The organism is Bdellovibrionales bacterium, from assembly GCA_018266295.1.
Taxonomy (GTDB): domain Bacteria; phylum Bdellovibrionota; class Bdellovibrionia; order Bdellovibrionales; family Bdellovibrionaceae; genus JACMRP01.
On the sequence record JAFEAQ010000004.1, the window covers coordinates 393148 to 418191 of the forward strand.

Annotated in this window: 29 protein-coding genes; 20 read left to right on the top strand and 9 right to left on the bottom strand. The window is 46.1% G+C overall.

The annotated features are described in order from the left end of the window. Nucleotides 1-75 precede the first annotated feature (75 nt). A complete protein-coding gene (locus JSU04_02270; protein MBS1969101.1) occupies nucleotides 76-951 on the bottom strand; it encodes an alpha/beta hydrolase in 876 nt (291 codons plus the stop codon). Between the two features lie 12 nt (nucleotides 952-963). Next, nucleotides 964-1653: an FHA domain-containing protein gene (locus JSU04_02275; protein ID MBS1969102.1), complete on the bottom strand. Its 690-nt coding sequence runs from the start codon at nucleotides 1651-1653 to the stop codon at nucleotides 964-966. Between the two features lie 145 nt (nucleotides 1654-1798). Between JSU04_02275 and rpsF the strand changes: the two genes are divergently transcribed. The 5 genes from rpsF (at nucleotide 1799) to JSU04_02300 (ending at nucleotide 4970) form a co-directional block, all read left to right on the top strand. Then, entirely contained in the window at nucleotides 1799-2323 is a 525-nt protein-coding gene (gene rpsF, locus JSU04_02280) for a 30S ribosomal protein S6 (protein MBS1969103.1), read from the top strand. 28 nt (nucleotides 2324-2351) lie between these two features. Further along, nucleotides 2352-3245 carry a DUF2232 domain-containing protein gene (locus JSU04_02285; GenBank protein ID MBS1969104.1) on the top strand — a complete coding sequence of 298 codons (894 nt, stop codon included), beginning with the start codon at nucleotides 2352-2354 and terminating at the stop codon, nucleotides 3243-3245. A gap of 16 nt (nucleotides 3246-3261) precedes the next feature. Then, the gene (locus tag JSU04_02290; GenBank protein MBS1969105.1) at nucleotides 3262-3705 is read left to right on the top strand and encodes a 50S ribosomal protein L9; all 444 of its coding nucleotides are present in this window, start codon (nucleotides 3262-3264) and stop codon (nucleotides 3703-3705) included. 174 nt (nucleotides 3706-3879) lie between these two features. Next, entirely contained in the window at nucleotides 3880-4356 is a 477-nt protein-coding gene (locus JSU04_02295; protein ID MBS1969106.1) for a hypothetical protein, read from the top strand. A 215-nt stretch (nucleotides 4357-4571) separates the two neighbouring features. Next, complete coding sequence (locus JSU04_02300) at nucleotides 4572-4970, top strand: hypothetical protein (protein MBS1969107.1); 399 nt, start codon at nucleotides 4572-4574, stop codon at nucleotides 4968-4970. An 80-nt stretch (nucleotides 4971-5050) separates the two neighbouring features. On the opposite strand, the gene JSU04_02305 is transcribed toward JSU04_02300, so the two are convergent. Continuing rightward, the gene (locus tag JSU04_02305; protein ID MBS1969108.1) at nucleotides 5051-5242 is read right to left on the bottom strand and encodes a hypothetical protein; all 192 of its coding nucleotides are present in this window, start codon (nucleotides 5240-5242) and stop codon (nucleotides 5051-5053) included. A 328-nt stretch (nucleotides 5243-5570) separates the two neighbouring features. On the opposite strand from JSU04_02305, the gene JSU04_02310 reads away from it, so the two are divergent. Next, nucleotides 5571-6068 (top strand): hypothetical protein, encoded by a 498-nt coding sequence (locus JSU04_02310; protein MBS1969109.1) that lies wholly within the window; start codon nucleotides 5571-5573, stop codon nucleotides 6066-6068. A 64-nt stretch (nucleotides 6069-6132) separates the two neighbouring features. Here the strand turns inward: JSU04_02310 and dnaB are convergent, their stop codons facing one another. From dnaB to JSU04_02325, 3 genes are all read right to left on the bottom strand, one after another. Next, complete coding sequence (dnaB, locus tag JSU04_02315; GenBank protein ID MBS1969110.1) at nucleotides 6133-7548, bottom strand: replicative DNA helicase; 1416 nt, start codon at nucleotides 7546-7548, stop codon at nucleotides 6133-6135. A gap of 106 nt (nucleotides 7549-7654) precedes the next feature. Next, nucleotides 7655-7954 (bottom strand): site-specific DNA inversion stimulation factor, encoded by a 300-nt coding sequence (locus JSU04_02320; protein ID MBS1969111.1) that lies wholly within the window; start codon nucleotides 7952-7954, stop codon nucleotides 7655-7657. A 69-nt stretch (nucleotides 7955-8023) separates the two neighbouring features. Continuing rightward, on the bottom strand, nucleotides 8024-8674 hold the full coding sequence (locus JSU04_02325) for a radical SAM protein (GenBank protein MBS1969112.1): 651 nt from the start codon (nucleotides 8672-8674) through the stop codon (nucleotides 8024-8026). Between the two features lie 104 nt (nucleotides 8675-8778). Here JSU04_02325 and JSU04_02330 point away from each other — a divergent pair, with 104 nt between their 5' ends. The 11 genes from JSU04_02330 to JSU04_02380 all read left to right on the top strand — a co-directional run bounded on the left by JSU04_02330 (nucleotide 8779) and on the right by JSU04_02380 (nucleotide 18861). Then, nucleotides 8779-11169: a DNA translocase FtsK 4TM domain-containing protein gene (locus tag JSU04_02330; protein ID MBS1969113.1), complete on the top strand. Its 2391-nt coding sequence runs from the start codon at nucleotides 8779-8781 to the stop codon at nucleotides 11167-11169. 74 nt (nucleotides 11170-11243) lie between these two features. Beyond that, nucleotides 11244-11816, top strand: a complete 573-nt coding sequence (locus JSU04_02335) for a hypothetical protein (protein ID MBS1969114.1) — start codon at nucleotides 11244-11246, stop codon at nucleotides 11814-11816. An 8-nt stretch (nucleotides 11817-11824) separates the two neighbouring features. Further along, nucleotides 11825-12691 carry a hypothetical protein gene (locus tag JSU04_02340; protein ID MBS1969115.1) on the top strand — a complete coding sequence of 289 codons (867 nt, stop codon included), beginning with the start codon at nucleotides 11825-11827 and terminating at the stop codon, nucleotides 12689-12691. Then, entirely contained in the window at nucleotides 12684-12839 is a 156-nt protein-coding gene (locus tag JSU04_02345) for a hypothetical protein (GenBank protein MBS1969116.1), read from the top strand. Before JSU04_02340 ends, JSU04_02345 begins: the two co-directional genes overlap by 8 nt. Nucleotides 12840-12844: 5 nt before the next feature. Continuing rightward, a complete protein-coding gene (locus tag JSU04_02350) occupies nucleotides 12845-13696 on the top strand; it encodes a diaminopimelate epimerase (protein MBS1969117.1) in 852 nt (283 codons plus the stop codon). After that, nucleotides 13693-14574, top strand: a complete 882-nt coding sequence (locus tag JSU04_02355; protein MBS1969118.1) for a 4-hydroxy-tetrahydrodipicolinate synthase — start codon at nucleotides 13693-13695, stop codon at nucleotides 14572-14574. Before JSU04_02350 ends, JSU04_02355 begins: the two co-directional genes overlap by 4 nt. Nucleotide 14575: 1 nt before the next feature. After that, complete coding sequence (gene dapB / locus JSU04_02360) at nucleotides 14576-15292, top strand: 4-hydroxy-tetrahydrodipicolinate reductase (GenBank protein ID MBS1969119.1); 717 nt, start codon at nucleotides 14576-14578, stop codon at nucleotides 15290-15292. Continuing rightward, on the top strand, nucleotides 15292-15777 hold the full coding sequence (locus JSU04_02365; protein ID MBS1969120.1) for a hypothetical protein: 486 nt from the start codon (nucleotides 15292-15294) through the stop codon (nucleotides 15775-15777). The genes dapB and JSU04_02365 overlap by 1 nt, the downstream gene beginning before the upstream one ends. A gap of 38 nt (nucleotides 15778-15815) precedes the next feature. Next, nucleotides 15816-16460 carry a fructose-6-phosphate aldolase gene (gene fsa / locus JSU04_02370; GenBank protein ID MBS1969121.1) on the top strand — a complete coding sequence of 215 codons (645 nt, stop codon included), beginning with the start codon at nucleotides 15816-15818 and terminating at the stop codon, nucleotides 16458-16460. A 3-nt stretch (nucleotides 16461-16463) separates the two neighbouring features. Next, nucleotides 16464-16901, top strand: a complete 438-nt coding sequence (locus tag JSU04_02375) for a hypothetical protein (protein MBS1969122.1) — start codon at nucleotides 16464-16466, stop codon at nucleotides 16899-16901. Between the two features lie 82 nt (nucleotides 16902-16983). Beyond that, a complete protein-coding gene (locus JSU04_02380) occupies nucleotides 16984-18861 on the top strand; it encodes a hypothetical protein (protein MBS1969123.1) in 1878 nt (625 codons plus the stop codon). On the opposite strand, the gene murD is transcribed toward JSU04_02380, so the two are convergent. Then, a complete protein-coding gene (gene murD / locus JSU04_02385) occupies nucleotides 18848-20107 on the bottom strand; it encodes a UDP-N-acetylmuramoyl-L-alanine--D-glutamate ligase (GenBank protein MBS1969124.1) in 1260 nt (419 codons plus the stop codon). The genes JSU04_02380 and murD overlap by 14 nt on opposite strands. Nucleotides 20108-20214: 107 nt before the next feature. On the opposite strand from murD, the gene JSU04_02390 reads away from it, so the two are divergent. The 3 genes from JSU04_02390 (at nucleotide 20215) to JSU04_02400 (ending at nucleotide 22628) form a co-directional block, all read left to right on the top strand. After that, nucleotides 20215-21666, top strand: a complete 1452-nt coding sequence (locus JSU04_02390; protein MBS1969125.1) for a metallophosphoesterase — start codon at nucleotides 20215-20217, stop codon at nucleotides 21664-21666. 107 nt (nucleotides 21667-21773) lie between these two features. Continuing rightward, nucleotides 21774-21968, top strand: a complete 195-nt coding sequence (locus JSU04_02395; GenBank protein ID MBS1969126.1) for a hypothetical protein — start codon at nucleotides 21774-21776, stop codon at nucleotides 21966-21968. Nucleotides 21969-22067: 99 nt separating this feature from the next. Continuing rightward, nucleotides 22068-22628: a GNAT family N-acetyltransferase gene (locus JSU04_02400; GenBank protein ID MBS1969127.1), complete on the top strand. Its 561-nt coding sequence runs from the start codon at nucleotides 22068-22070 to the stop codon at nucleotides 22626-22628. On the opposite strand, the gene JSU04_02405 is transcribed toward JSU04_02400, so the two are convergent. Further along, nucleotides 22603-23043 carry a hypothetical protein gene (locus tag JSU04_02405; protein ID MBS1969128.1) on the bottom strand — a complete coding sequence of 147 codons (441 nt, stop codon included), beginning with the start codon at nucleotides 23041-23043 and terminating at the stop codon, nucleotides 22603-22605. The genes JSU04_02400 and JSU04_02405 overlap by 26 nt on opposite strands. A 2-nt stretch (nucleotides 23044-23045) precedes the next feature. Further along, complete coding sequence (gene ligA, locus JSU04_02410) at nucleotides 23046-25043, bottom strand: NAD-dependent DNA ligase LigA (protein MBS1969129.1); 1998 nt, start codon at nucleotides 25041-25043, stop codon at nucleotides 23046-23048. Between the last annotated feature and the right edge of the window lies 1 nt (nucleotide 25044).

A 25044-nucleotide genomic window follows, 5' to 3' on the forward strand; every position in this document is an offset into this window, starting at 1 on the left:
CCTCCAATTGGTTAAGCCACCGTGATGAACGGTGGCTTTTTTATTTTCTGCGAGATGGTCGTAGAAAATTCGGCCTTAAAGCTCGTATTTTTTAAGAAAGGCGTCCATCTTCATATTGATGTAATCCGGAAAATCAAGCTGAGTGCAGTGAGAGCCATAAGGCACAACCACAAACTCACTGCCGGCAATCTTATGATGGAACTCTTGCTGGAACTTCTGAGGAGTCACATTGTCGCGTTCGCCAGAGATGATCAACGTCGGCACATTCACTGTTGGAAGAATGAGCTCGCCGTCGAATTTCATGAGCTCTTCGAATAAAACCAAGAAAGTGCGGAGATCCATGTGAGCAACTCCGCGAGCATACACTTCGATATCTTTGAAATGAGTGAGCTTCAGATTGAAGCCACCAGCAGCGCCAGCAAGGAACATCGAGAAAGGATTATCTACAGCCATTCTCCACAAGGTTGTCCACAGATCCGGAGACTTTTCATATTGAGCTTTCACAAAATAATAAAAAGGCTCTACGACATCGAGACCGAACATGCCCTTGATAGGATTCTTAGAAAATCCGTTGATGTATGTCATTGAGCCAATACGCTCAGGAGCAACACGGAAAAGCTCTAGCAATAAAGGCGCGCCGAAGCTGTGACCGGCAAAGTGCGCTTTTGAAATTTGCAGATGATCCATGAGTCCCACGATATCATCGACAAGATCCGAGACTTTCAAATTCTGCGGATTTCCGAGGGGCTGGCTCTTATGATGACCACGAATATCGAAAGTAATCACTTTGTAGTGCTTTGAGAAATGCTCCATTTGGAAGTGCCAGTGATTCATGAGGCAGGCAATTCCATAGATCAGAATCAACGGCTCCCCTTCACCACGAACTTCGTAGTAAATCGGAGTCTTGTCGAAGCTTTCAAAGACGCCACTTTCTTTTTCAATCATTGTCATGAGAAACAGCCTTTAAATATACGTGACCTTGATCAGGGTTCCGCCAATGCGAATGAGATCCCCATCTTGAAGAGTTTCGGTTTCAACGGGTTGATTGTTGAGACTTAACTTATTCCTGCAGAGGTTTTTAATTTTGGCCAGACCATCGCCGGGGACGATTTCAAAAGCAAGGTCCGGAGCTTCAGGATCCCGCAGGTCTATATCCAGCGAGTTTGCCCCGGCAATTCGCGGCCCATAACCCAAGTGCAAAGTTTCATCGGCTTGAATGCCCTGAACAAAGCGAAGTTTCAAAGTTGGCGAAAAAGGCAGGCCTTTCCCTTCGACCAGTTTGTTTTGAATCCAGTCGCTAGGAAGTTTTTCCACGAGGTTTTCCCGCCAAGAACGGACCCGGGCAAACTCTTCAGCCTTTGGAGTTTCCACCGTAAGAACGCGGAAATTTGTTCTACCTAAACGGAACGTGACGCCTGGCAACATAGAGACGCGTTTCACCCGCCGGTTCGACAGCAAGATGCCATTTGAGGAGTCTAAATCAATTAAAACGTACTGACCCTTATTATCGACCTCAAAACGAGCATGCTCGCCGGAGATTTTCTCGTCGTTGATGACGATCTCTCCGCGGTTGCGGCCGATCTTGTGGCCGTCTTCTACCTTGTATCGTGAGCCCTGATGGGGCCCATCGAGAGCCTCTATGAATAGTACCATGTAATTATTGTAAGGAGCTTTTCGAAAACCTTCAACACTCCCCGCTTGTGCTTATCCTTTGGGCGTGCTAAACCATCGAACTCAGTTAAGAAAGTCATCCTTGCTCCTGACATTGGGTCAGGGGCTATAAACCGAAAGGATCGAAATGGAAACATCTAAAGCGACTGTAAAACGTCCTTATGAAGTAATCGTTGTCGTTCACCCAGACGCGACCGTTGACGAACAAAAAGAGCTTTTCAGAAAAAATAAAGCTACTATCGAAACCTACAAAGGTTCTGTGTTCTCATTGGAAACTTGGGGCAAACGCACGCTTGCTAACCCTATTGGTAAGTTGAAGAAAGCTATTTTCTTCCATTCTTACTTCGAAGCAGACACTCAAGCGATCAACGAGCTTGAGCGTACTATGCGCATCAACGAAAAAGTACTTCGCTTCATGCACACTCGTCTTGACGAGCGTACAGCTTTGGCGAAGCACGCTGAAACCTTCAAAAAAGGTTTGGCTGAATCTGCAGCACGTGAAAAAGAGCGCGAAGCAAAAATCGCAGCTCGTAAAGCGGCTTTTGCAGCAGCTAACTCTGAACGTGGTGAGCGCGGCGATCGCGGTGACCGTCCAGAGCGTGGCGAACGCGGTGATCGTGGTGATCGCGGCGATCGTTTTGAGAAGAAGTAGTCTCTGACGAAACTCGAGGGTCTTTAAGATGAGAGTTAAACACTCGCCCCGAAAATTCCTGGCCATTTTTTCGATTTCAGTTTTGTTATCATTACTGACGGTGGTTTTTGGGGCTCCTCTCATGCGCGTACTACGAATTACTTACGGCGCGCTTACTTATTGGCTCTTGGGTGTCGCAGTGGCGGCCTTCTTCTGGTTTATCGATGCTCCGGCTCTCGCACTCTTTGTAGGCTCTATTTGGATGACTTTAGGGGTTTACATGGAATTGGAGAGAAAGGGCCTTCGATGGACAGCCTCCGCCCTCATTGGGATTGTCTCTGGTCTGTTGTTTTTTGCAACGGCGGCAGTGATTAATCTCGGTAAAGTTGGAGTGCATGATCTTGCTGCGGCTAAGACCCTTGTAGAACAGTTCATCAACGACAAGATCGTAGCGATGAATCCTGGTCTGCAATTAGATGCCGGTCTTCTGGTCCAGCTCATCCCATCAGCGATCGTCACTATCTTGGTAGTGGCCCTAGGTGTTGGGTTGATGTTTGAGAAAAGAGTTTTTTCCTGGTTGGATCTTCCGCGGGAAAGAGTGGCTTCTCAACTCAAATTGTTGGAATTTCGCCTTCCAGATTTTGTGATCTGGGTTGCGATGATAGCCTTCCTTCTGACAATGGAGAATTTCAACGTGAAGGCGTTAGAGATTCTTGGATTGAATATCGTCAACGTATGTACGGTGCTTTATTTCTTCCAGGGTTTGGCAATAATTGAGGTAAGTCTCAGATCTTTCAGAGCCGGTGCTTTGCTAAGAGCTGTGACTTATTTATTACTAGTCGGCCAATTGTTCCCAGCAGTGTGTGCAATTGGTTTGATTGATTACTGGGTTGATTTCAGAAAGCGTCTCAAAAAAATGAGACTGGCTTCTGGGAAAAACTAGAAATAGTGAGGATCAAATGAAAGTTATTCTTTCAAAAGACGTAAAAGATGTGGGTAAAGTTGGCGATCTCGTTAACGTATCTGAAGGTTTCGCACGCAACTTCTTGTTCCCAAGAAAGTTGGCTGCTGAAGCTACTGAAAAACGCGTAAAAGAGTGGGAACACTTGAAGCGCGTTGCTGATGCGAAGAAGAAAAAAGCGATCGCTGAAAGACAAGCTGTCTTGGCGAAAATCAACGGCACAACTGTGAACTTCAAAGTTGCAGCTGGTGAGAACGACAAACTCTTCGGTACAGTGACTACGACTGACATCTCTAAAGAGTTGGATAAAGCAGGTCACTCTGTAGACCGCCGTGATATCCACTTGGAAGAGCCGATCAAGGTTCTTGGCCAGCACAAAGCTGTCATCCGCATGGGTGAAGGCGCTGAAGCTAAGATCATGATCAACGTAGAGCGCGCTTAATCGCCCGCCTTACAAAGAGAAAATCTTGAAAGGGATTCTGGAAACAGGATCCCTTTTATTATTTGAATCACTCAACAAGAAATGTTTACAGAAAGATAGAAATCCAGTTTCTTCTTAATTTGCCTGTGTTACCAGGTGTTCCCCCTAAACGGAATGTATTTACACAGGAGACTTATGAAACACCTTATCGTCGCACTTACAGTGCTTTTCTCTATGTCCGCGCATGCAGTATCGAAACAAGAAGCTGAAATTCTTGAAACGGTTATTAAAAACGCAAACCTTTTCACGGTGACATATTCCGACGGTAGCGAAGCTCCGGAAGAGTACGCTTTGCCGAAGCTTATTTCAGACGCCCTTTTAAATGGCTACTTCCAGTTGAAAGAAGAAAATACGGGCACTGTTGGCAGCCTCAAGTACACATACATCTCATGTGATGTAACGACAGACGATTCAAAATCAGTGAAGGATGCGACTGTTTATGATTGCACACTGACTTTCGGACAAGGTGAATTCACAAATACAGACGAGGGTTTCACGGGCCCTGATTCTGAAGGCCAAGTGATGCTTTCGTTTTCAGCGGTGGTTCCTAATAACCCACGCTATGAAGTTGAAATTCCAGATACGAATATGGTTTTGGAAATCGGCGACTAAGATCTATCGATAAAAAATAATTGCGGAGGGGCTGCCATGATGGCGGCCTTTTTGCTTTTCAGGAAACAGTGGGATCAGGAAGATATTTCCTTTCTGTCTAGAGGGAAGACACTTAAAAATGGCCGAGAGGAACTTTTATTTTAATAGGCTGCGGCCTCGAGTTTGCTCAGTAGGTTTGTGACCATTCCATAATCTTTTTCGCAAGGGACGTGCCTATGAAAAAACAAGTTTTAGTTTCTGTAATGACTGTATTAACAGGTTTTAGTGCCATGGCGGCGAGTTCGCTGAGCAAGGGTGATTACACTGGCCACACGAAAGATGGTAGCAATTGCGGCCTCCGCATTAAACAAAACGAAGCTATCTACGAAAGAACGACTATTCAGTTTACTTGGACAAAAAACGGTAAAAACGAATACGGTTATGTTGATATGAAAAATGACGAGATTCGCATTGATGGCAACACTTTCACTGCGCAATCTAGTAACGATATCGCTAAGGCAAAAGTGAAGCTGACTTTAGCTAACGATGGAACCCCGATCGAAGCAAAGATGGGCGTCGGATTGTTCGTGCAGCTTGGCTATGATGTAACGTGCCTTCAGCTTACACGCAAATAGTAGAAGAGATCTCAGTGCTATTAACGAAAAAGCCGTTCATCCTTGAGCGGCTTTTTTGTTTTAAAGCACTCTTGCCGGAATTACGAATGGCGCTCTTTGGCTGCCAAGAGGACGTCTTGAAGGTACTCGGCCATGATCTCGCGCAAGTCTTCAGTAGTGAGAGTTTCAGCTGTTTTACCGTGTTGCTGCATGAGTGTCTGAAGCTCGCGGCGAATCTCCCCTTCTGGGAGTCCGGTCGCAAGAATGACCATCTCAAGAAGTGCATTACCCATGTTAGCCTCCATGCTTTGTGGGTTTGTCTTCATGACAAAATCATTGCACCAATCGGTTAGTCGGAACTCAACCAAATGGTGGTGACTTAAATTGATTTAGTCCAAGGTCTGGTCCCAGTATGTCCGCATGGGAGCAACGTGTTTATGGAATCTAAAATCGTCTAACTCCTAGCCAGAGAGCCTTTTCCGAGCGGATTCAGCTACTTCCACACTTATGCGCCAAAACGAGTGTTTGCATCGACAGGCGGATCACAGCGGGAACGTTTGTAGAGGCCAAGGACCGTGGCACCACCTGTGCAATGAAAGAAAACATACACAAGGGGGATGTGTGAAATATCTCATTACAGGCAGCTTCATCATAATGATGGCTCTATTTCAAAACTGCTCAAAGGTGGGCTTCAATTCTGATGCATCTGCGATGGCTCTTAAATCCGGGGCTGACGGGCGCTCCGCAGGCGATGATGGAGTTCTCGGCACTGCAGACGATGTTCCTGGCGACGACGGCGCTATGAGCGGCGGTAACTGCGGTGGCGATGACCAAGCGAAAAACAAAGAAGACGAAGATGATCAGGATAGCGCGGATTGGTTATACATCCCCGGCGGTCGCGGACATGTACCTATGAGCTCTGTCGCGATTTGCCCTCCTGGTTCAAGGGACGAAGGACAACAAAAATGTCCTATGTTTTGTTACCAAGGAGTCGACTACGTAATGCATAAGAGTGAAGCTCGAAACTATTTCGCTAAGCACTTTGATAAAGTGCCTAACTACGGAGGAGGAGCGGTTCCGGGAACTTGTGCAAATCCAGATTTAAAACTGAAACAATAAAACCCACGAAAGAAGAAGAGGCGTTACAAACGCCTCTTCTTCTTTTACTGATTCTTTTTTCTGATTATGTTCCAGCACCAGGAGCGAAGTTACGCGGTTTACCTGGCATTGGTGGCGGAGCCTGTGGAGGCGGCGCCATTGTCATTGGACCCACCGGTTCTGGATCTGGATCGCGGAAGCGTGAGAACTTCGCATCGAAACGGAGCTTAACAGTACCCGTGGCACCGTTACGTTGCTTACCGATGATCACTTCGGCGTGACCTTGCTTATCTGGATCATCCTTGTCGTAGTAGTCATCACGATAAAGCATCATGATAACGTCGGCATCTTGCTCGATCGATCCGGATTCACGAAGATCTGAAAGCATTGGACGACGATCTGAACGACCCTCTACACCACGATTCAACTGCGCAAGTGCGATGACAGGAATCTGTAATTCTTTAGCAAGAACCTTCAGGGCTTTTGAAATCTCAGAAACCGCGCGCTCGCGGCTTTCCACTTTTTGTTTCAAATCCATCAACTGCAAGTAGTCAATCATGACGAGATCTAGACCGTGTTGTGCCTTCAAACGACGGCAACGTGCACGGATCTCGAAGGGGCTTACGCCCGGAGTATCATCAATGAACAAGTTTGCTTCACTCAAAGTACCAGCAGCGCTGATCAACTTTGGCCAAGAAGAATCTTGAATACGACCGGTACGGATTTCACCCATACCGACTTTTGCCTCCGCAGAAAGAAGACGCATCATCATCGACTCTTTACCCATCTCGAGAGAGAAGTAAGCTACAGTCTTCTTCATGCGAAGGGCTGCGTGCTGAGCGATGTTCAAGCTGAATGCGGTTTTACCCATGGAAGGACGAGCGGCAATAATCGTTAATTCGCCTGGATGAAGACCGGCAGTCATGTCATCCATCCCTTTAAAACCTGTCGCAAGACCTGTGATGTCCGCTTTGCGCTTAAAGAGTTCTTCGATTTTTTCGATAGAAGATTTAACGATCTCCATAGAGCCGACAAGACCTTGCTTGGCCTTGTTTTCGCCGACTTTCAAAACTTCGGCTTCGGCTTGGTCGATCAAACTTTCAATATCGGCGTAGTCCTGATTGTAAGCACGCTCGATCAAGCCGTTGCTGGTTGCGATCAAACGGCGAAGCAAAGACTTTTCACGCACGATCTCGGCGTGAGTTTGAATGTTAGCTGCTGAAATTGTTTTATCCAAAAGACTCACGAGATATTCAGGACCACCGGATGTTTCAAGCTCATCGCGAGATTGAAGCAAGTTAGTGACAGTGATGATATCGATCGGTTGGCTTTTGCCGTGGAGATCTTTAATAGCCTGATAAATCTTTTGATTTGCGGGCTTGTAGAAGTCGTCTGTATCGATCAAGTCTGCGACTTGGTCGAAGGCCTCTTGATCTAACATCAAGCCGCCAATAATCGACTGTTCAGCCTCCAGATGCTGAGGCGGGATACGTGCGCTCATAACCCCTCCTGAGACACGGTATTACCGAAAATTCTAGAACGACAGTGCGGGACACTCATAGTAGTTAGCCAAGGATGGCCCGCTGATGAAAAGTCAGGACGTTCTCTTAGTTATTTTTCTTAACACGAATTTTGTAATTGTCGATTTTCTTTTTCAAAGTGTTGCGATTGATGCCTAGCATTTGAGCGGTTTTAACTTGGTTACCGTTGTAGGCGCGGAGTGCTAGCTCCAGCAAAGGTTTTTCAACTTGTTCGATAACGACGTTGTAAAGGCCATTGAGTTCTACTTGCGCTTCTTTTTGTTGAGCAAACAAAACTTCGAGTTTGCTTTTTACAAGCTTCTCGAGGCTTACAGATTGAAGATTTGCAACAAAAAGATTGTCTGAACTGTTCAGGTTCGGCGTCATGGAACTCCCAATTATTCAAAGTGTAATTTGCTGATATCACAAGCCCGGAAAACTAAAGCCGGCTTTTGACTAAACTCCGCGTTTTTCAGGAGACCAAATATACTTATGCAGTTGCAATTGCAACCTCGCAGATGAATTTTTTTGCAAAATAGTTTCTGCCAACCAGCGTTCAGCAATTTGGCCGTATGATGGGCTGTATAAAACCACATATTTTTCAAATAAATCATGTTGACGACAGAATTCTTCTGACCACTCGAAGTCTTTTTCAGAACAAATGACAAACTTGAATTCCGTGCTAGGAGCAGCGAAGCGGAGATTGTCCATCAAGAAAGAATCTGCAGCGCCACTGTCGGGAGTTTTCACATCGAGAATGACTTTCACTCGTGAGTCCACGTGCTCAATGCTCTTTGAGCCGCTGGTTTCTAGCGAAACAATATGGTTGTCGTCGCACAAAGTTTTCATCAAGGTGTGCACGGGCTTTTGCAGCAACGGTTCACCGCCGGTGATGCAAACATATTTTGTTTTGTGCGATTTAATTTCCTTGATGATGTCATCGAGAGACTGATTCTCACCTTCGTAGTAAGAATATTTGGTGTCGCAATAAGTGCAGCGAAGATTGCACGCAGTGGTTCTGACAAAGACCGTTGGGTTGCCTACGTAAGTGGTTTCACCCTGAATACTATAGAAAATTTCATTTAGTTTAAGCTGACTTTTTAGCATGTTCCAGACCCTTGTCGTGACTCTATGTACCCAGACCATATCCTTAGGTCAAGGCCAGCTCCCCAAAGCTTTCCCTATTGTAATATGTCCTGTAAATTTTTGTAATGAACCTCATTTTAAAAAAATTCCGTCATGACATTCTCGCCATCTCTTTTCTTGGACTTGCCTGCTTCTTGGGTCTGGCGCTTGCTGGTTTTAACCCGATGGATCCTTCTCTCAACTCTCTGGGACAAGGGCTAAAAGCAACGAATCATTGCGGAATCGTGGGGAGCTTTCTTTCGGACCTTCTTTTTCAATTTTTCGGCCTGACCTCGTGGCTTTTGGTGGCGGGCTTTTTAAAGCTCGCGTATGCGGGTTTCCGTCGCGAGGACGTGGATCTGAAGAACATTCGCTTTATTTGGGGCTTGTTACTTATCATCAACTTATCGAGCCTGTTGTCTCTGTACATGCCAGATAAGAAGATTTTTGCGAACCAGATCTATCTCGGCGGCCTTTTGGGTTTAGGCGTGTCCCAGGCCCTTTTGCGCGCGTTTAACTACGCGGGCGTTCAGGTGGTTCTTTGGAGTCTTTCTGCGGTGCTCGTGGTGTTCTATTCAGAAAAAACCGTGAAGGAGCTTGTTCGCCTGCCTGTCGAGGTTTGGGAAGCTTTTTCTGAGTGGGGCGTAATCGCCCGCATCCAAAAAATGTTTATATCCTCTACGCCTAAGAAAAAAGCCAAGAAATCCACAGAACCTGCCGCCAGCAAGGGTTTCTTCAGCATGAAGGGCGAAGAGTTTGTGGAAAAGTCTGAGGAAAAGTCGTCACCTATTCCGGATTTATCTGCCGCTAAGCAACTTCGTCTCGAGGAAGAAGAAGAGGACGAGGAAGTCGATGATGCGGACGAGAGCGATGAGGACAACGAGATTCCGGTGTCAAAAGCGCCAGCGAAGCGTAAAGTCGTTCTGAAGGCACGTGTTCCTCAAAAAGTCGCCAACTGGCAGATGCCGAAGCTTTCTTTACTCGAAGACCCTCCTGCAACACGCATTAAGGTCGACGAGAAAGAAATTCGCAGAAAAGCGGATTTGCTTGTGGATAAGTTGAAGCAATTCAATGTCGAAGGCCAAATCGTTGCCGTAAAACCGGGGCCTGCGGTTACCATGTTCGAATTTAAACCGAATGCCGATGTGAAGCTCAGTAAGATCACCGAGCTTGCCGACGACTTGTCGTTGGCCCTCAGCAGTGAGTCTTTGCGGATCATTGCTCCGATCCCGGGCCGCGATGTGGTTGGTATTGAAACATCGAATGCACAACGTGAGACCGTGTATCTGAAAGACATGTTGGCTGAAGATACATTCTGGTCTGAAGATTTGAAGCTACCGATTGCTTTGGGTAAGCAAGCCAATGGTGACCCGAAGATCGTTGATCTTCGCAAGATGCCGCACTTGCTTGTTGCCGGCACGACGGGTTCTGGTAAATCGGTATTCACTGTTTCTTCGATTACAGGAATGTTGTTTAAGCACTCCCCTAAAACTTTGCGTCTGATTTTGGTCGATCCAAAACAAGTGGATTTGGCGGCGTTCTCGCAAGTGCCTCACTTGATCATGCCGCCGGTGACGGATCCGAAGAAAGCCGTGTCGGCACTTCGTTGGGCTGTGAAAGAAATGGAAAAGCGCAACAAATCGATGTCGAAGTTCGGCGCGCGTAAGCTCGAAGAATTCAACGAGATGGTTGCGAACATGCCGGCTGATAAAATCGCTGAGCATCAGAAATTTAATGAAGAACTTGAAAATCAAGGCATCGCAAAACTGGAACAGTACTACTACACTCCGCAGCCGTACATCGTCATCGTGGTGGAAGAGTTCGCGGACTTGATGGCGGTTGACAAAGTGAATGTGGAACAGACGATCATCCGCCTCGCGCAAATGGCTCGTGCGTGCGGTATTCACTTGATGCTTGCAATGCAATCGCCGCGCAAAGAAGTTGTGACCGGTTTGATTAAGACAAATATTCCTGGCCGTATCAGTTTCAAAGTTGCCGGAAAAATGGATTCGCGAATTATTTTGGATGAGATGGGGGCGGAACGTTTGCTTGCAAATGGTGACATGCTCTTCCTCGCTCCGGGTGTAGCAAAACCAATGCGTCACCATGGTCCATTCTTGAAAGATCAGGAAATCAACGGCGTTGCAAAATTCTGGTCAGATCAAGCAGAACCAGAATTTGATCCGCTCGCGATGAAAGCACTTGATGGTTTCGCAGGTGGCGGTGGTGGTGATGGAGATTTCGCCGGCGCGAGTGGCGACGGTTTTGATGATCAAGAGTACGACGAACGCTATGACGAAATTCTTTCTTGGGCTGCGGACCAAAAAGAAGTCAGCGCGTCGCTCATACAAAGGAAGTTCCGCCTTGGCTATCCTCGAGCTGCGAGAATTATTGAAATTTTCGAAAAAGAGGGCGTTGTGGGGCCGGCCAACGGCAGCAAGCCGCGTCAAGTTCTTGTGAATAGTTTGAGAGATTAGCCTCTCAAACTTGACTCCGTTTCTGAACATGATCTGATTGTAATCCTTAAACAACTAGTTCAAGGAGGACATCAATGTTTAAAGCAATCATCGCGGCTCTTGGTTTGGCAGTAACTGTTCAAGCTCACGCTGCTCCATCAGTTTTCGACGTAGTAAGAAATATTCAACAAGCTGCCATCATGGACCAAGCTCACACTCAAGGTTTGGACTGGAAAGTTGGCGATTCAAACTCATACACATTGGACATGGGCTTCATCAAAGGCTCTATGGTTATGACTATGAGACAAATCGCTGCTGATGGTTACTGGTTGGATCAAGATATGGACATGGGCTTCGCTGGAAAACAAAAAGCTCAAATGCTTTTGGATCCAAATACTGGCGAAATCAAAAGAATGGTTGTTAACGGTCAAGACCAACAAATTCCAAAACAAAACGTAGAAATCGTTGAAGTTGTTGAAGACCACATCACTGTTCCAGCTGGCTCTTTCGATTGCATCCACGCACGTATCAAAGACAAAGATACTAACCAAGAAACTAACGCTTGGATCAACCCACAACTCATCCCACTTTCTGGTATGTTGAAAACAATCCAACCGAGCCAATTCGGTCAAGTGACTGTTGAGTTGAAATCTTTCGTTAAAAACTAATGAATTTGATTTCAGTAAGAAGAGCTGCACTATTTTGTGCGGCTCTTTTCTTTTTTCAGGGTTCTATTTCAGTTTCCGCTGAGAACAAGTCTAAAAAAGCGGAGACCTCCAAAGATATTATCGAAAAAGCTTATAATCTAAGTCTGCAAAAAGACCGCTCTCAGGCGATCAATATCCTCGTTAATGCTATCAAGCAGGAAAATGCTCGCAAAGGAGACACGACGGAGCTGAAAAAAGCTTTGCAACAGGTGTCTTACTTATTTTATTCCGATCGCGCCCAACAGGCTTATGAGCTGGCCCTCTCTCTACGCCGAACGGATCCAGGTCAAGCGCTTCAGAAAATGAATGAGGCTGTTAGGATCGAAAGCGATAACCTGACTCTGTTTAATGAAATGCAAAGAATGATTTTGATCAAAGGTGATTGTTCAGGTGGCTTGGAGAACATCTCCAAAGAGCGTCTGCAGGATCCTTTTGATGAAAACCTGATTCTCTTGCAAGCCCAGGCCCAAGGGTGTTTGAACCAGTGGGAAGAGTATAAAAAGACCCGTGACCTTTTCGATGCAAAAAAATCCACTTTGGCTAAGTTCTGGCAGGCGCTTGAAATAGAGCTCGCTTTCTATGAAAAGAGTCCCGCTCGTGCCAAAGACATGATCGCGGCCTTGCAAAAGCTCGACGAGAAGTATCCAGAGCTCCATTATTGGCAATGGCGCGTTGCAAGCGGCTCGGACAGGCCACCGCTGGCACAAAAGTACATCAAAGAATGTAAAAACATGTCGGCAACTCTTTACAGACAGTATATGACAGACGTGAATCTCTGTCGTAGAGTAGCCGAAGTTGAGGCCGCTGCAAAAAGCACAAATGGAACCAATGAATAAAGCACTTTTAGCAACAATCATTGTTTTTGGAATCACCGCCTGCGGGGTGAAAGGGAAACCTTTGCCGCCACTGGAGCCACCATCCATTGGGATTGGTGAGCCTGTTCTCAACAAAAAAGACGAAAAGAAAAATTATCAGAAAAGGTGATGTGAATGGCTTTCTTGCCAATTCCCCTTGTGAAAATGTCTGGTGCTGGAAACACGTTTGTTTTGGTTGATGCCACAAGCAGATCGACTTGGCTCGATATTGAAAGCAAACTGCGTATTAAGCGCGTTCCATTTGTTAAAATGATTTGCGACAGAACTCTTGGCGTCAGTGCTGATGGTGTCTTGTTTCTGCAAGATGGTGTGGATGGCAATGACTACACCTGGGACTTCTACAATGCCGATGGTTCAACGGCTGATATGTGTGGCAACGCGGCTCGCTGCTCGGCTTTGTATGTGAATGAATACCTGAGTGCGGCCGTGACCGGTACTTATAAGTTTAAAACCGGTGCCGGCCAAGTGGTCGCACAAGTTCTAGGCGATGAGCGTGTTCGAGTCTTGATGCCTCCGGTGAAAAGTTATCAGGAGTTTAAGACGCTTGAAATTGATGGACATCCCCATACATTTTCTTATGTGAATTCAGGCGTTCCACATTTGGTAATGCAGCTTGCGAACTACAAGCACGCTGCGGACTTAAAAGAGATGGCCCGCAAAGCTCGTCATCATAAAGACCTTGGTGCGGAAGGTGCGAATGTCACTTTCTATGTGCGTGAGAAAGATAATTTGATCAAAGCGGTGACCTTTGAGCGCGGAGTTGAGGACTACACTCAAGCTTGTGGAACAGGTGCCGTTGCGGCCGCCTATGTCGAGTTTATGAAATCCAAAGTTCGCAATATTGATGTCCATATGCCGGGCGGAATTTTATTTGTGCAATTTCCTGAAGAGGGAAACCATCCATTGATGACCGGTGAAGCGGTCTTCGTGATGGAGTTCCAATATTTCTATGAGGTGGTCGGATGAAAAACTTCAAATCTACAATAACAGCTCTTATCACCCCTTTCAGCAACGGCGCCGTTGACTTTGCCTCGCTGGAAAAGCTCATTCGTCATCAAATTCAAAACGGTGTCGAAGGCTTTGTGATTAACGGCACAACGGCCGAGAGCCCAACTTTGACTGACAAAGAGGTCGAAGAGATTTTTAAAGCAGCACGTTCTGTCGTAGGCCCACAGTTTCCGCTCATTATGGGAACGGGCTCTAACAGCACGGCAAAAACAGAAGAGGCCTCTGAGAAAGCCGAAGCATTAGGTGCTGATGCGGTTTTGGTCGTTGTTCCTTATTACAACAAACCACCGCAGCGCGGATTGGTTCAGCACTTCTCAGAGGTAGCGAAGTCTGTCAGCATTCCTGTGATTTTATATAATGTTCCAGGTCGCACGATTACAGCATTGTCTGCGGATAGCATTCGCGAACTGAGCCAGGTTCAAAATATTATTGGCATTAAAGAGGCTTCCGGGAATATTGAATTTGCCTCTGAGATTATTCGTAAAACAAGCCCTGAGTTTGTGATGCTGTCTGGTGATGACGGTACTTATGTCGATTTCTTGCAAGCCGGTGGCCATGGCGTAATCTCGGTCGCAAGTCATGTCATCCCTCGCGAGATGCTGAACTGGAAGAAGCTTGTTAAGAGCGGAAAATATGACGAAGCGAATGCAGACTTGAAAAAGCATATGGCTTTGATCAATCACCTATTTGTTGAAGCAAATCCAATTCCGGTGAAGATGGCCCTATATTTTATGGGCTTGATTAAGTCCCCTGAGTTGCGCTTGCCACTCGTTCAGATGTCTGAAGACCTTGCGCAAAAAATGAAGCAAGAAATGAAATCCCTGGGAGTTATCTAGAATGAAGCAGAAGTTGAAAGTGGGATTGGTCGGCGCCAGTGGCCGCATGGGACAAGAGATCACTGAGATTTTGAAAACAAAACCGGATCTCGAACTTCATCTTGCGGTTTGCAGATCAGCTTCTTTGGCTGAATTTGCCTACACGCGCGCTACACCAAGTTGTCCAGAGGCAAAAGAAGTCGACATCTGGATTGATTTCTCAAGCCCGGAGCTTTTGAAAAAACTTTTAACGGTTGCTTCGAAAAATAAAACACCGGTAGTTTCTGGAACAACAGGGCTGACTCCTGCTGATCAGGCGGCTTTGAAGCGAGCTGCGAAGAATATTCCGGTGCTTTGGGCCTCAAATATGAGTTTAGGCGTTGCGGTTGTGACGGAAGCGCTGAAGGTTTTTTCTCGTATCAGCAACTTTGATTTCCAAATCGAAGAGTTTCACCACAATCGTAAAAAAGATGCACCCAGCGGAACAGCAAAGAGTTTACAAGAAAGCCTCGAAAAAGCCGTTGGCCGCAAACTGCCTGCCCCCCTTTCTATTCGTGGTGGTGGCATTTTCGGAATCCACAAAATTCACGCGATGGCCGAAGAAGAGCATATTGTGTTTGAGCATATGGCCTTAAATCGAGCTGTTTTTGCTCGTGGTGCGGTGGAAGCCGCCCAATGGTTGTGTTCGAAGAAAAAAGGCTTCTACAGCATGCGCGATGTTCTTTACAATAATGGCTGATGAAAGTTTTCAATCACCAGACGTTGGTTCACATTGTTACTGACTTAGTCGGCGGCACTCCCGTTGCGCAAAGTCTCGTCACTGAAATGGGGAAGATCGGCGAAATTACCGCCGTTTCATCCGTTTATAAGCGCTACCTCAGCAATAGCCGTGTGGACCTCAATGCAAATATTGAAGCGGTCGTGCGCTTAGCGACGGATTGCGAAGTGGACGAGCTTCTGTGGTATTTCAAGCAGTACGTGAAAGACAAAAAGGCATCATTGAACCTCCTGTCTTACGATGACTTGGTGGTTTTGTCACCGCAGCTCACCTTGCCACACCCGAGCCTCCATACGGACTTCCTTATTGTTCGCTGTGCTTCCGAAGCATGGACGCAGTTTGAACACCCGATTATTCAGAAAACGCTGAGTGAAATCACTTCTTTGACCTTTCCTGCTATGGATGCTGAGTTTTTCATGCAAGGCAAAAGCTTGGTTGCTTTTTAATATCAGCAGACGTACAAAAAAGGGAATTGGAGGAGACTATGAAGTTCTTTATCGACACGGCTGAAATCGAAGAAATCAGACAAGCTAACCTGCGTGGTTGGGTAGATGGTGTAACAACTAATCCATCTTTGATTGCTAAATCTGGAAAGGATTTCTTCACCGTTATTAAAGAAATTTGCAAAGAAGTTTCTGGTCCCGTTTCCGCAGAGGTTATCAGCCTGAAAGCGGATGAGATGGTTCGCGAAGGCTTGGAGCTTGCGAAGCTTGCCAGCAATGTTGTTGTGAAAATTCCTATGTGCGAAGACGGCATGATTGCTGTTAAGAAATTAAAAGCTGAAGGCATCAAGACCAACGTCACGTTAGTGTTCTCGCCAATGCAAGCGTTGCTAGCTGCTAAAGCTGGCGCGACAATGGTTTCTCCGTTCGTAGGTCGTCTTGATGATATTGGTGTCGAAGGCATGCAGATGGTTAATCAGGTTATTCAAATGTACCAAAACTACGACTTTGATACTGAAGTTCTCGTAGCAAGTGTGCGTAGCCCGATGCATATCCAAATCGCGGCTGAAATGGGCGCTGATATCGCGACCATTCCATTCAAAGTTATGCAGCAAATGACTCATCATCCGCTTACAGACAAAGGTATTAAGATGTTTATGGATGATTGGGCGAAGGCTAAGAAGTAATCCATGAAAAAGGTCTGGGTATCGTCGTTGCTATCGCTTTTAGTCTTCGCGGGTTGTCAAACCAGCGGAGTCTATTTGCGTGAGACGCCATTAAACGTGAGCGATACCCGCAAGGCCGTTGTTTCCGTCATTGGCCAACCTCGTTTGACGAGTGAAAACGGCCGTGAACTCCTCTCTAAGTACTACGATCGTAAAGGAAATTCCGACGATCAGATGAAAACGGCTCGTGAGCGCCTCACGACGCATGTTACGATCCTTGGCGACCGCCGCCCTTACGACATCCAGATCGAAGTCGTGGTCGAGATCCGCGATAAAGAAGGCGTCTATCAGATCGTCGAGCGCGATGACGCTCGTGCTGAAAAAATCGCAAAAGACATCCAAAAAGCTCTTGTCCAAAGTCGCGACAACCGCAACATCATTGACGATTTCAAGCCCTACTAAATATCATTAAAGAATAGTCAAATATGGATATTTGACAGGGGTTTATAGTTTGATTGGTAAGGCGCTAGTTCTGCCTACTCTTATGTTCGCACTCGTTTCGATTCTTCCTGTGACCGCGGGAAAATTGAAGTTCGTTCCTATTTATAAAACCCTTACGATTAAAGCGAACAAAAAACTTCCTCCGCACATTGCCTATATGGATAGTCATTTCGAATCTCAAGATAATGAGTGGAATGATCTCGAGAAAAAAACAAAGCAGCCAATCGGTGTTGGCTTGAACGAGGTGGGCGTGCAAGGTCCTTACGTGCTGACGCAAAAACGTGCGCTCGAAGGATTCACTATTCATAAGAGTGTTGAGACTGTTGCTCTGAACACTTCCGGCGTTTACAAAACGAGCGCTCAAGCTGTTCAAGAAAACGAAGGACCGCAGTGGTTGAAAAATATCGTGCGTGAGCCGGCAGCTTTGGGTAAAGCTCCTGCTGTGCAAGAAGAGCGTCCGCAAAACATGATGGCGGCAAAACGCGTGACAGGTCCGATTGAATTGACTCAAGGACTTGCGGTTACCAATGAGCATCACATCGAAATTCGTCGCAGTGATGAGGGCGTCTTTCGTGAAATGGGTCAAGTTGATCTAATGAAAGGCTCTTACAGCATCGATATCGATGAGGCGACCGGCGCCATAGTTGCAAGACTGCTTGATAAATCCGGCATTGTTCTTGGTGAGGGTAGCATTCGCTTGAGCAAGCTTCAAGTGGGTGAAGGCCGTTTGATCTATGGTCCGCGTCTTGAAATCTCTCCGAGCCCGACTTGGACAGGAAAAGTCTCTTACTACTATCCAAATACTAAGAAAACAGCGGCCCCTCCCTATGTCACAACATTCGGTGGTCAAAACCAAGTTGTTGTGAACCAAAAGGGCGAAATCAGTTTGGATAATGTTTCTAAGAACTCAACGACGATTGTTCGTGCTGAAGCTGAAGACTATATGCCAGCAAGCAAGATCATGGTTGCAGGTGAAAAATCTTTTGGTATTTCTATGTTCCCGAATTCGATGATGGAGGCTTTGAAAACCATCGTTGCAGATCAGAAGAACATGGTTCATAGCCGTCTTAAAGATAGCTCGATCGTTTGGGGTACAGCGACTCTTGATGGCAAACCGCTTTCAGGAGTGACAGTAATTTCCGAAACCGATCCAGAAGCCAAAGCGATTTACTTTAATGAGTTTCTCATTCCAGATCCGAAGCTGACTTCAACAAGCTCTAGCGGATTGTATGCTTTTGTCGACCTTGGTGAGGGCTTTCATGCCCTGCTCGCGCAAAGAGGTGATTCTTATTTTGGTCACCAAAATGTTGAAGTTGAAGCTGGCAGTGTTGCTATTGGCGATATTCAAAGCACTTTACACACAGAACCGGTTCGCGTTCGCGCGTTTGATGCGTTTAGTGGTGAGCCCGTTTCTTTAGTAGCAAATCTGCAAAGCTTATCTGAGCCACTGCAAATTAATGAGGGCTCCGCATCGATTGTACTACCGCAAGTTTCTCGTATGAGCATGATCTATACTGAAGCACCGGCAGCTTACGTGAGCGCAAATTATTTCTATAACGATCAAGATTCTTTCATTCACTTACCAATGATTAATCCTGAGTGGCTCGCTGAACTTAAAACAATTGCAAAAGCGAATGAGACTCCACAAACAGGAACCATCATTGGTTTCTTTGGTGAAGAAAGATTTGAAGCTTATCTTGCGGGCCAAGACAAAGATTCACCGGCGACAATTATTTACTTTGATGCTGCAGGAAGAGTTGTTGATGGTCGCCAGGGAGTTGCTGGCGGTGGTTTTGTGATCTTCAATGCGCCTTACGGCACCCAAGAAACTGTGATCGTCGGCGCATCGGAGAAAGTTTTCTCTAAAGTCGTTCCAGTCGATACCGACACAGTTTCAGTTCTAAACTTTACTTCTTACTAGAATAGAAGCCCTTTACCATTTCTTTAAAAACACGGCCGCGATCTTCGAAGCTTTTAAACTCGTCCAGGCTTGTTCCGCCGGGACTTAGTAAAACAATGTCATTACTTTGAACGTGAGAAAAAACATCATTCAATGCCTCGCCAAGGGTTGCAAATTGAGGACCTGGCAGGCCAGATTTGCTTTGAGCCACTGCGCGCCCTTCCCCGAAAAAGGAGAAATAGGTTCTTGGCAAGATTCCGATTTCAGAAATCTCTTCCCAAGGAAGATTTTTATCACGCCCACCGATTAAAAGGTGCAAGCGTCCATTCGGAGCTAAGTATTCATGCGCCACTTCGGCCGCTGTGATCACACTATCAAGAGCTGTTGCTTTGCTGTCGTTAATGTAACGAACGCCATCAAAGATGCCGACGTTTTCAAGACGATGCTCAAGTCCTTCAAAACCTTTCATTCCTTGAATGGCAGAAATAGGCCAATGGCAATGCAACGCAATTTGCGAAGCCAAAGCTAAGTTATCCTGATTATGGGACCCTAGCAGGGCACTTTGAGAAAGCGCATGAGGCATTAAGGCCTTGTCCTGACGGGAAACAATCACACAACGAGAGAACTCCGGTTGCTTTTCTGCGAAGCTGACAAGATCACCCCCGTTTTTATTGAGAAACATAGCTCCTGATGTCTGATCAATCATATGCCACTTGGTAAGATAGTAATCTTTAAGGGAGTCGTATCTTTCCATATGGTTTGCCGACAAAAAGGTAATTGCTGAGTGATCGAGCTTGAGATCCTTACAATTTTCAAGCTGATAACTGGAAAGCTCAAGCACGATCCATTGAGCCCGCGGCCGTTTTCCGGTGAGGACTCCTAAAGCATAATCACAGAATGGAGTGCCAAGGTTGCCACCTACAAAAGCGTTTTTATCAAAGGCAGCAAGACCGGCGCCCAAAAGTGAAACTGTCGTACTTTTACCTAGAGAGCCTGTCACGCCAATAACTTTTTCATCTGCAAGAACTTCGCAGGCAAGATTGATTTCGCTTGTGATTACCACCCCGGACTTTTGGGCTTCAATAATCCAAGAAGACTTTAGCGGGACCCCTGGAGAAACCACGAGTGTTTTTGGTCTTCCTTGGGACATCAAAGTTTGGGGATCTTTAAATTGAGCGGGAGCTTTTTGATCAAAGGTCAGAACGTCCTCACGCTTCAGGCCGCGAGCCAACAAAAAGCGCTCGGCACTTTCCCCACTTCTAGCCATTCCTACGATTGCAACCGGTGTTTGAATCATGAACTCCCTCGTCCTCGCGAAATAATGACTTAAATTTGGCCCTTTGCAAAGGAATGATTCTAGGTCAAAATTAAATAATGAACGGCGAAACTTCTCCAAGCTTCAAAAGCGCAAAATACACAGCCATTATTAGCGACCTGCATCTGTGCGAGGCCGAGCCTATTAATCCCAAGTTTCCCCTCTGGAAAAAGTTTAAGACCAAGCAGTTTTTTTTCGACGATATCTTCACAAATTTTCTGCAGGAAATAGAAAACAAAGCCAAAGGCGAAATCGTCGAGTTGGTTTTGAACGGCGATATTTTTGATTTTGATAGCGTCCTGCGTTTGCCTGAAGAGCCGATTTTTAGAGTGAGCCGTCTTGAAAAAAGACGCGGTCTTTATCCGCGTGCTGAGCGTTCTAGTTTCAAAATCAAAGTGATTCTTGAGGACCATGCGATCTTTATGCGTTCATTGCGTGAGTTCATCCGTCGCGGAAATCGTGTAGTCTTTGTGATCGGTAATCACGATCTTGAGCTTCACTTTCCGGAAGTTCAGCAAGAAGTTCGTCACGCATTGGATCTGACGGAAGAACAACAACATCAGGTTCGCTTTGTGGAATGGTTTTATATTTCAAATGAAGACACCCTGATTGAACACGGAAACCAGTACGATCCTTATTGTATGTGTGAGGACCCGATCAACCCGTATGTGCAAGGATATAACTTTGTTTCGCTCAGGCTGCCGTTTGGAAATCTCGCGTGCCGGTATATCATGAACGGCTTGGGATTCTTTAATCCCCATGTCGATTCAAACTACATCATGGGTATTACAGATTATGTGATGGTCTTTTTGCGTTACATGGCCCGCGCTCAGCCCTTCATGGTCCTTACTTGGTTCTTTGGGTCGATCATGACCCTGATTCAATCCTTTAAAGACCGCTTGGCGGCGCCCATCCGGAATCCACTCAAGATTGAAGACCGTATTGAGGCCATTGCCCGTAATTCAAACGCCGAACCGAGGATGGTGCGCGAGATGAAAGAGCTTTTTGTGGCTCCGGCGGCCAGCAATCCGTTCTTGCTTGCCCGCGAGCTGTGGTTGGACCGGGCTTTCTTGATTTGTGTCGCGTTCTTTTTGATCTTTGAGCTGATGATTTTTGTTCGGCAGGTATATGATTTGTCGTTTTTCTGGGCATTTATTCCGATGTTCATCTTGCTGCCGTTTTTTCTCTTTTATAGCAAATCCGTTACTTCGTTGGTTTCCAGTTATAAAGAGCCGAATGAAAGAATCTTGGCGATGACGAGTACGATTACGAAGGTCAAACGCGTCATCTATGGGCATACTCATCACGTTCGCCACGAAATGATTGGCGCAGTAGAACACTTGAACTCAGGCTGCTGGTCACCGGCTTTTTTAGATATCGAGTGTACGAAACCACTGGATCAGAAAACGTACGTGTGGATTTCTCCCCTTGAAACCGGAGAAAGACAGGCGGAACTTTACAAATTTATCGACGGACAATCGCAACTCTTTATGTCGGCAGGCATTCGCTAGTTAAAAAAGCCTTTGTTATGCGCCGCGCGAAAAATAGAATTTGTCAATGACCAGGCGCTATGCAAACCTCTTAATGTTTTTAAAAGCGAAAACGGAGGCTAAGGACTATGTCAGAAGTACTAGTTGTAACTAGCAAAGTAAAAAAATTGATCAAGGAAAAAGGCGGAATGAATACTTCTGCTGAAACGATCGACGTTTTGAGCAAAGCGATTGAGCAACTCTGCCTTAAAGGCATTGATAGCGCGAAAGCTGACGGTCGCAAGACTGTAATGGCTCGTGATATCGTTATTGATCACTTGTAGAAATTAGCCTTACACCACGGGCTTTTTATTTCGAACTTTAAAAAGAAGCTCGCAAGGGCTTCTTTTTTTATTTTTGTGGCTTATGCTTTAGGTAAAGCTATGGAAAAAGTATTTCCGCCATCGAAAATTCCACTCACCCACGCCCTACTTAAACGAAGAAACATCAAAGACGTTTATTCTGCTTTCGAATGTGTCGATAGTGATCGCACGCGTTTGCGTGAATTTCTGCCCTGGGTGGATGCTTCGAAGTCCGTTGAAGATCAAGTTTGGTATGTTGGCGAATGTCTCAAGGATTGGGATGCCGGCAAACTCTTCGATTACGGAATATTTAATGCTGAGGATGAGTTTATCGGTGCGATGGGCGTTCATAATATTCAATGGGACCATAATCGCTGTGAAATCGGTTACTGGATTCATCAAAGATATGAAGGCCAAGGGTTTATCACATCAGCTTTGCAGGCTTTAGAAAAAGAATTCTTTGGAATGGGTTTTCATCGCATTGAGATTCGTTGCGATCCTCACAACAAGAAATCGGCATCAGTTCCAATTCGAAATGGCTATACCTTTGAAGGCATTCTTCGCCAAGATACTCTGCGTGCCGGAAGCTATCGTGATACGGCAGTCTATGCGAAGCTTAAGACTGACCTAAAAAAAGCATAGCTCCACCAATTAAGATCGAGCTCAGCACACCGATAAAAAGAATCCAGGCCACCATACGGCGCTTGAATTTTGTTTTGTCTGCCTTTGCGCGCACAAAGACATCTTCGCTTGTATCCGTTTCAAGCTCTTTTGGAAATTCCGGTAACTCCGTTGGAAAGCCAAGGCGCTCCAGAGTTTTAGAAATCTTTGATAGATCTTTGGTTGCCAAGGTGACGTAGAAAATCTGGCCAAGATATTGTTCTGTCCGATACTCCACTTGATTAACGAGGTTTGAGAAATTATTGGAGCTAAATTTCTTCTCAGCATCTTCGTCTTTTTGAATTTCAAAAGGAATATTTTTTAGCTGAAGTTCGCGTACGAAGCTATCGAGCTCTTGCGGAGTTAAAGGACCGTACTGAACTGTCTTATCTGCCATATCTACACCATCGCCTGAAGCTCTTCCCAGGAGATCACTTTCACTCCGAGGCTTTGCGCTTTCTCAAGTTTAGAACCAGGGTCGTCGCCGACAACAAGGTAATTTAACTTTGAAGAAACAGATCCAAGAATTTTACCACCATTATGCTCAATAAAATCTTTCGCGTCATCGCGCTTGACCGGCAAAGTTCCCGTGATCAAGAAGCTGCTACCCGAAAGCTTTCCAGTGGTTGAGCGCTTTGGTGCCTCGAGCTGGACACCAAGAGCCATCATTTCTTTAATATCTTTAACGAGCTTTGGATTGCTGAGCCACTCAAGAATGGCCTTTGCGACCTTCGGACCAATCTCCGGCACTTGTAAGAGATCTTCTTCTTTCGCCCCGATAAAGTTTTCAACGGTCACGAAGTGATCGGCTACGTGCTTTGCTGTTTGCTCGCCGACGAAACGAATTCCAAGGGCAAAAATAAATCGAGCCAGAGTCGTATGCTTGCTATGCTCGATGCTCTTAAGAATGTTTTCCACAGACTTTTCACCCTGGCGCTCAAGGGCTAAAAGCTGTTCTTTTTTAAGACGGAAAAGATCGCTGAACTTGGTGACAAGCTTTTCATCAACCAGTGTTTCAATCAGGCGATCGCCAATTTTATCCATATTCATCGCACGACGAGCAACGAAGTGCTTCAGAGACTCTTTTACGATGGCGATGCAAAGTGGGTTCGTACAGCGAGTAACAACCTCGCCTTCCAATTTCTGAACGCGGCTCCCGCAGGCAGGACACTTGCTCGGGATCAAGAAAGGTTCGGAGCCCTTTGGGCGCTTCGATAAAACAACTTCCACCACCTCAGGGATCACATCACCCGCACGCTGAATAATCACTGTATCACCGACACGCACGTCTTTACGGTCGATTTCTTCTTGATTGTGCAAAGTTGCATTTGTGATTGTCACGCCACCGACGCGAACCGGATGCATGATTGCCACGGGAGTCAGTGCGCCGGTTCTGCCGACTTGGACGTGGATGCTTTCAACAACCGTTTCTGCTTGTTCAGGTTTGAACTTTGCAGCCGTCGCCCAGCGCGGACTTCTGGCAACAAGGCCCAAGTCATCTTGCAACCGGATGGAGTTTGCTTTAATCACAATTCCGTCGATATCAAAGGCAAGTTTGGGGCGATCTTTCTCGATAAAGTGATAATATTCGACAGCTTCTTCAGCGCTGTCGCAAATGCGGACGAGCTCTGGGTTCAGCGTCTGCGCAGTGGGAATTCCAACTTTTGCAAAGTATTCACCGATATCTGATTGGTTCTCGAACTCAACACCATCGACTTCGCCAAGGGCATAAGCGAAAAAACGCAATGGTCGAGAGGCCGCAATCTTTGAATCGAGCTGCCGAACTGTTCCTGCAGCTGCGTTGCGAGGATTTGCGAATGTCTGCTGGCCGTTTTCCTGTTGTTGTTCATTGAGTTTTGCGAAGTCGGCCTTAAACATTAATACTTCGCCACGCACCTCAAGCAAGCGTGGCGGTTTTGTCGTCTTAAGTTTCAAAGGAATGCTTTTGATCGTACGGATGTTCTGAGTCACATCTTCGCCGGTCGTACCGTCTCCGCGGGTGATGGCGCGAACCATAGTCCCATTTTCATATACGAGTTCCATGGAAAGGCCGTCAAACTTCGGCTCAGCGAAGTATTCAATTTTCTTATCGCTCTTCAAAAATTTACGCACACGTTCATCGAAGTCGACGATATCTTCTGGAGAATAGCTATTTGCCAAAGAGAGCATGGGGCGCCGATGAGCGACTTTTTCAAAAGACCCCAGTGGAGCGCCACCCACGCGTTGCGAAGGAGAGTCACTGAGGTCTAGTCCAGATTCTTTCGCTTCAAGCTTAAGAAGTTCTGAGTAGAGTTGATCGTAGTCATAGTCAGAAATAACTGGTTTATCGAGAACGTGATAGTTGTAGTCGTGCTCGGCAATGATCTTCTTAAGTTCTTCGTGACGTTTCTTTGACATG

What these genes read in the sequence shown, in the direction of transcription:
- JSU04_02335 (MBS1969114.1), top strand. Translation starts at nt 11,244, where the DNA reads ATGTTTAAAGCAATCATCGCGGCTCTTGGTTTGGCAGTAACTGTTCAA.
- dnaB (MBS1969110.1), bottom strand. Translation starts at nt 7,548, where the DNA reads ATGAGCGCACGTATCCCGCCTCAGCATCTGGAGGCTGAACAGTCGATT.
- ligA (MBS1969129.1), bottom strand. Translation starts at nt 25,043, where the DNA reads ATGTCAAAGAAACGTCACGAAGAACTTAAGAAGATCATTGCCGAGCAC.
- JSU04_02380 (MBS1969123.1), top strand. Translation starts at nt 16,984, where the DNA reads ATGTTCGCACTCGTTTCGATTCTTCCTGTGACCGCGGGAAAATTGAAG.
- JSU04_02300 (MBS1969107.1), top strand. Translation starts at nt 4,572, where the DNA reads ATGAAAAAACAAGTTTTAGTTTCTGTAATGACTGTATTAACAGGTTTT.
- JSU04_02320 (MBS1969111.1), bottom strand. Translation starts at nt 7,954, where the DNA reads ATGACGCCGAACCTGAACAGTTCAGACAATCTTTTTGTTGCAAATCTT.
- JSU04_02305 (MBS1969108.1), bottom strand. Translation starts at nt 5,242, where the DNA reads ATGGGTAATGCACTTCTTGAGATGGTCATTCTTGCGACCGGACTCCCA.
- JSU04_02390 (MBS1969125.1), top strand. Translation starts at nt 20,215, where the DNA reads ATGAACGGCGAAACTTCTCCAAGCTTCAAAAGCGCAAAATACACAGCC.
- JSU04_02325 (MBS1969112.1), bottom strand. Translation starts at nt 8,674, where the DNA reads ATGCTAAAAAGTCAGCTTAAACTAAATGAAATTTTCTATAGTATTCAG.
- rpsF (MBS1969103.1), top strand. Translation starts at nt 1,799, where the DNA reads ATGGAAACATCTAAAGCGACTGTAAAACGTCCTTATGAAGTAATCGTT.
- JSU04_02355 (MBS1969118.1), top strand. Translation starts at nt 13,693, where the DNA reads ATGAAAAACTTCAAATCTACAATAACAGCTCTTATCACCCCTTTCAGC.
- JSU04_02400 (MBS1969127.1), top strand. Translation starts at nt 22,068, where the DNA reads ATGGAAAAAGTATTTCCGCCATCGAAAATTCCACTCACCCACGCCCTA.
- JSU04_02330 (MBS1969113.1), top strand. Translation starts at nt 8,779, where the DNA reads ATGAACCTCATTTTAAAAAAATTCCGTCATGACATTCTCGCCATCTCT.
- JSU04_02270 (MBS1969101.1), bottom strand. Translation starts at nt 951, where the DNA reads ATGACAATGATTGAAAAAGAAAGTGGCGTCTTTGAAAGCTTCGACAAG.
- JSU04_02275 (MBS1969102.1), bottom strand. Translation starts at nt 1,653, where the DNA reads ATGGTACTATTCATAGAGGCTCTCGATGGGCCCCATCAGGGCTCACGA.
- JSU04_02295 (MBS1969106.1), top strand. Translation starts at nt 3,880, where the DNA reads ATGAAACACCTTATCGTCGCACTTACAGTGCTTTTCTCTATGTCCGCG.
- fsa (MBS1969121.1), top strand. Translation starts at nt 15,816, where the DNA reads ATGAAGTTCTTTATCGACACGGCTGAAATCGAAGAAATCAGACAAGCT.
- JSU04_02365 (MBS1969120.1), top strand. Translation starts at nt 15,292, where the DNA reads ATGAAAGTTTTCAATCACCAGACGTTGGTTCACATTGTTACTGACTTA.
- JSU04_02345 (MBS1969116.1), top strand. Translation starts at nt 12,684, where the DNA reads ATGAATAAAGCACTTTTAGCAACAATCATTGTTTTTGGAATCACCGCC.
- JSU04_02395 (MBS1969126.1), top strand. Translation starts at nt 21,774, where the DNA reads ATGTCAGAAGTACTAGTTGTAACTAGCAAAGTAAAAAAATTGATCAAG.
- murD (MBS1969124.1), bottom strand. Translation starts at nt 20,107, where the DNA reads ATGGCTAGAAGTGGGGAAAGTGCCGAGCGCTTTTTGTTGGCTCGCGGC.
- JSU04_02285 (MBS1969104.1), top strand. Translation starts at nt 2,352, where the DNA reads ATGAGAGTTAAACACTCGCCCCGAAAATTCCTGGCCATTTTTTCGATT.
- JSU04_02405 (MBS1969128.1), bottom strand. Translation starts at nt 23,043, where the DNA reads ATGGCAGATAAGACAGTTCAGTACGGTCCTTTAACTCCGCAAGAGCTC.
- JSU04_02350 (MBS1969117.1), top strand. Translation starts at nt 12,845, where the DNA reads ATGGCTTTCTTGCCAATTCCCCTTGTGAAAATGTCTGGTGCTGGAAAC.
- dapB (MBS1969119.1), top strand. Translation starts at nt 14,576, where the DNA reads ATGAAGCAGAAGTTGAAAGTGGGATTGGTCGGCGCCAGTGGCCGCATG.
- JSU04_02375 (MBS1969122.1), top strand. Translation starts at nt 16,464, where the DNA reads ATGAAAAAGGTCTGGGTATCGTCGTTGCTATCGCTTTTAGTCTTCGCG.
- JSU04_02290 (MBS1969105.1), top strand. Translation starts at nt 3,262, where the DNA reads ATGAAAGTTATTCTTTCAAAAGACGTAAAAGATGTGGGTAAAGTTGGC.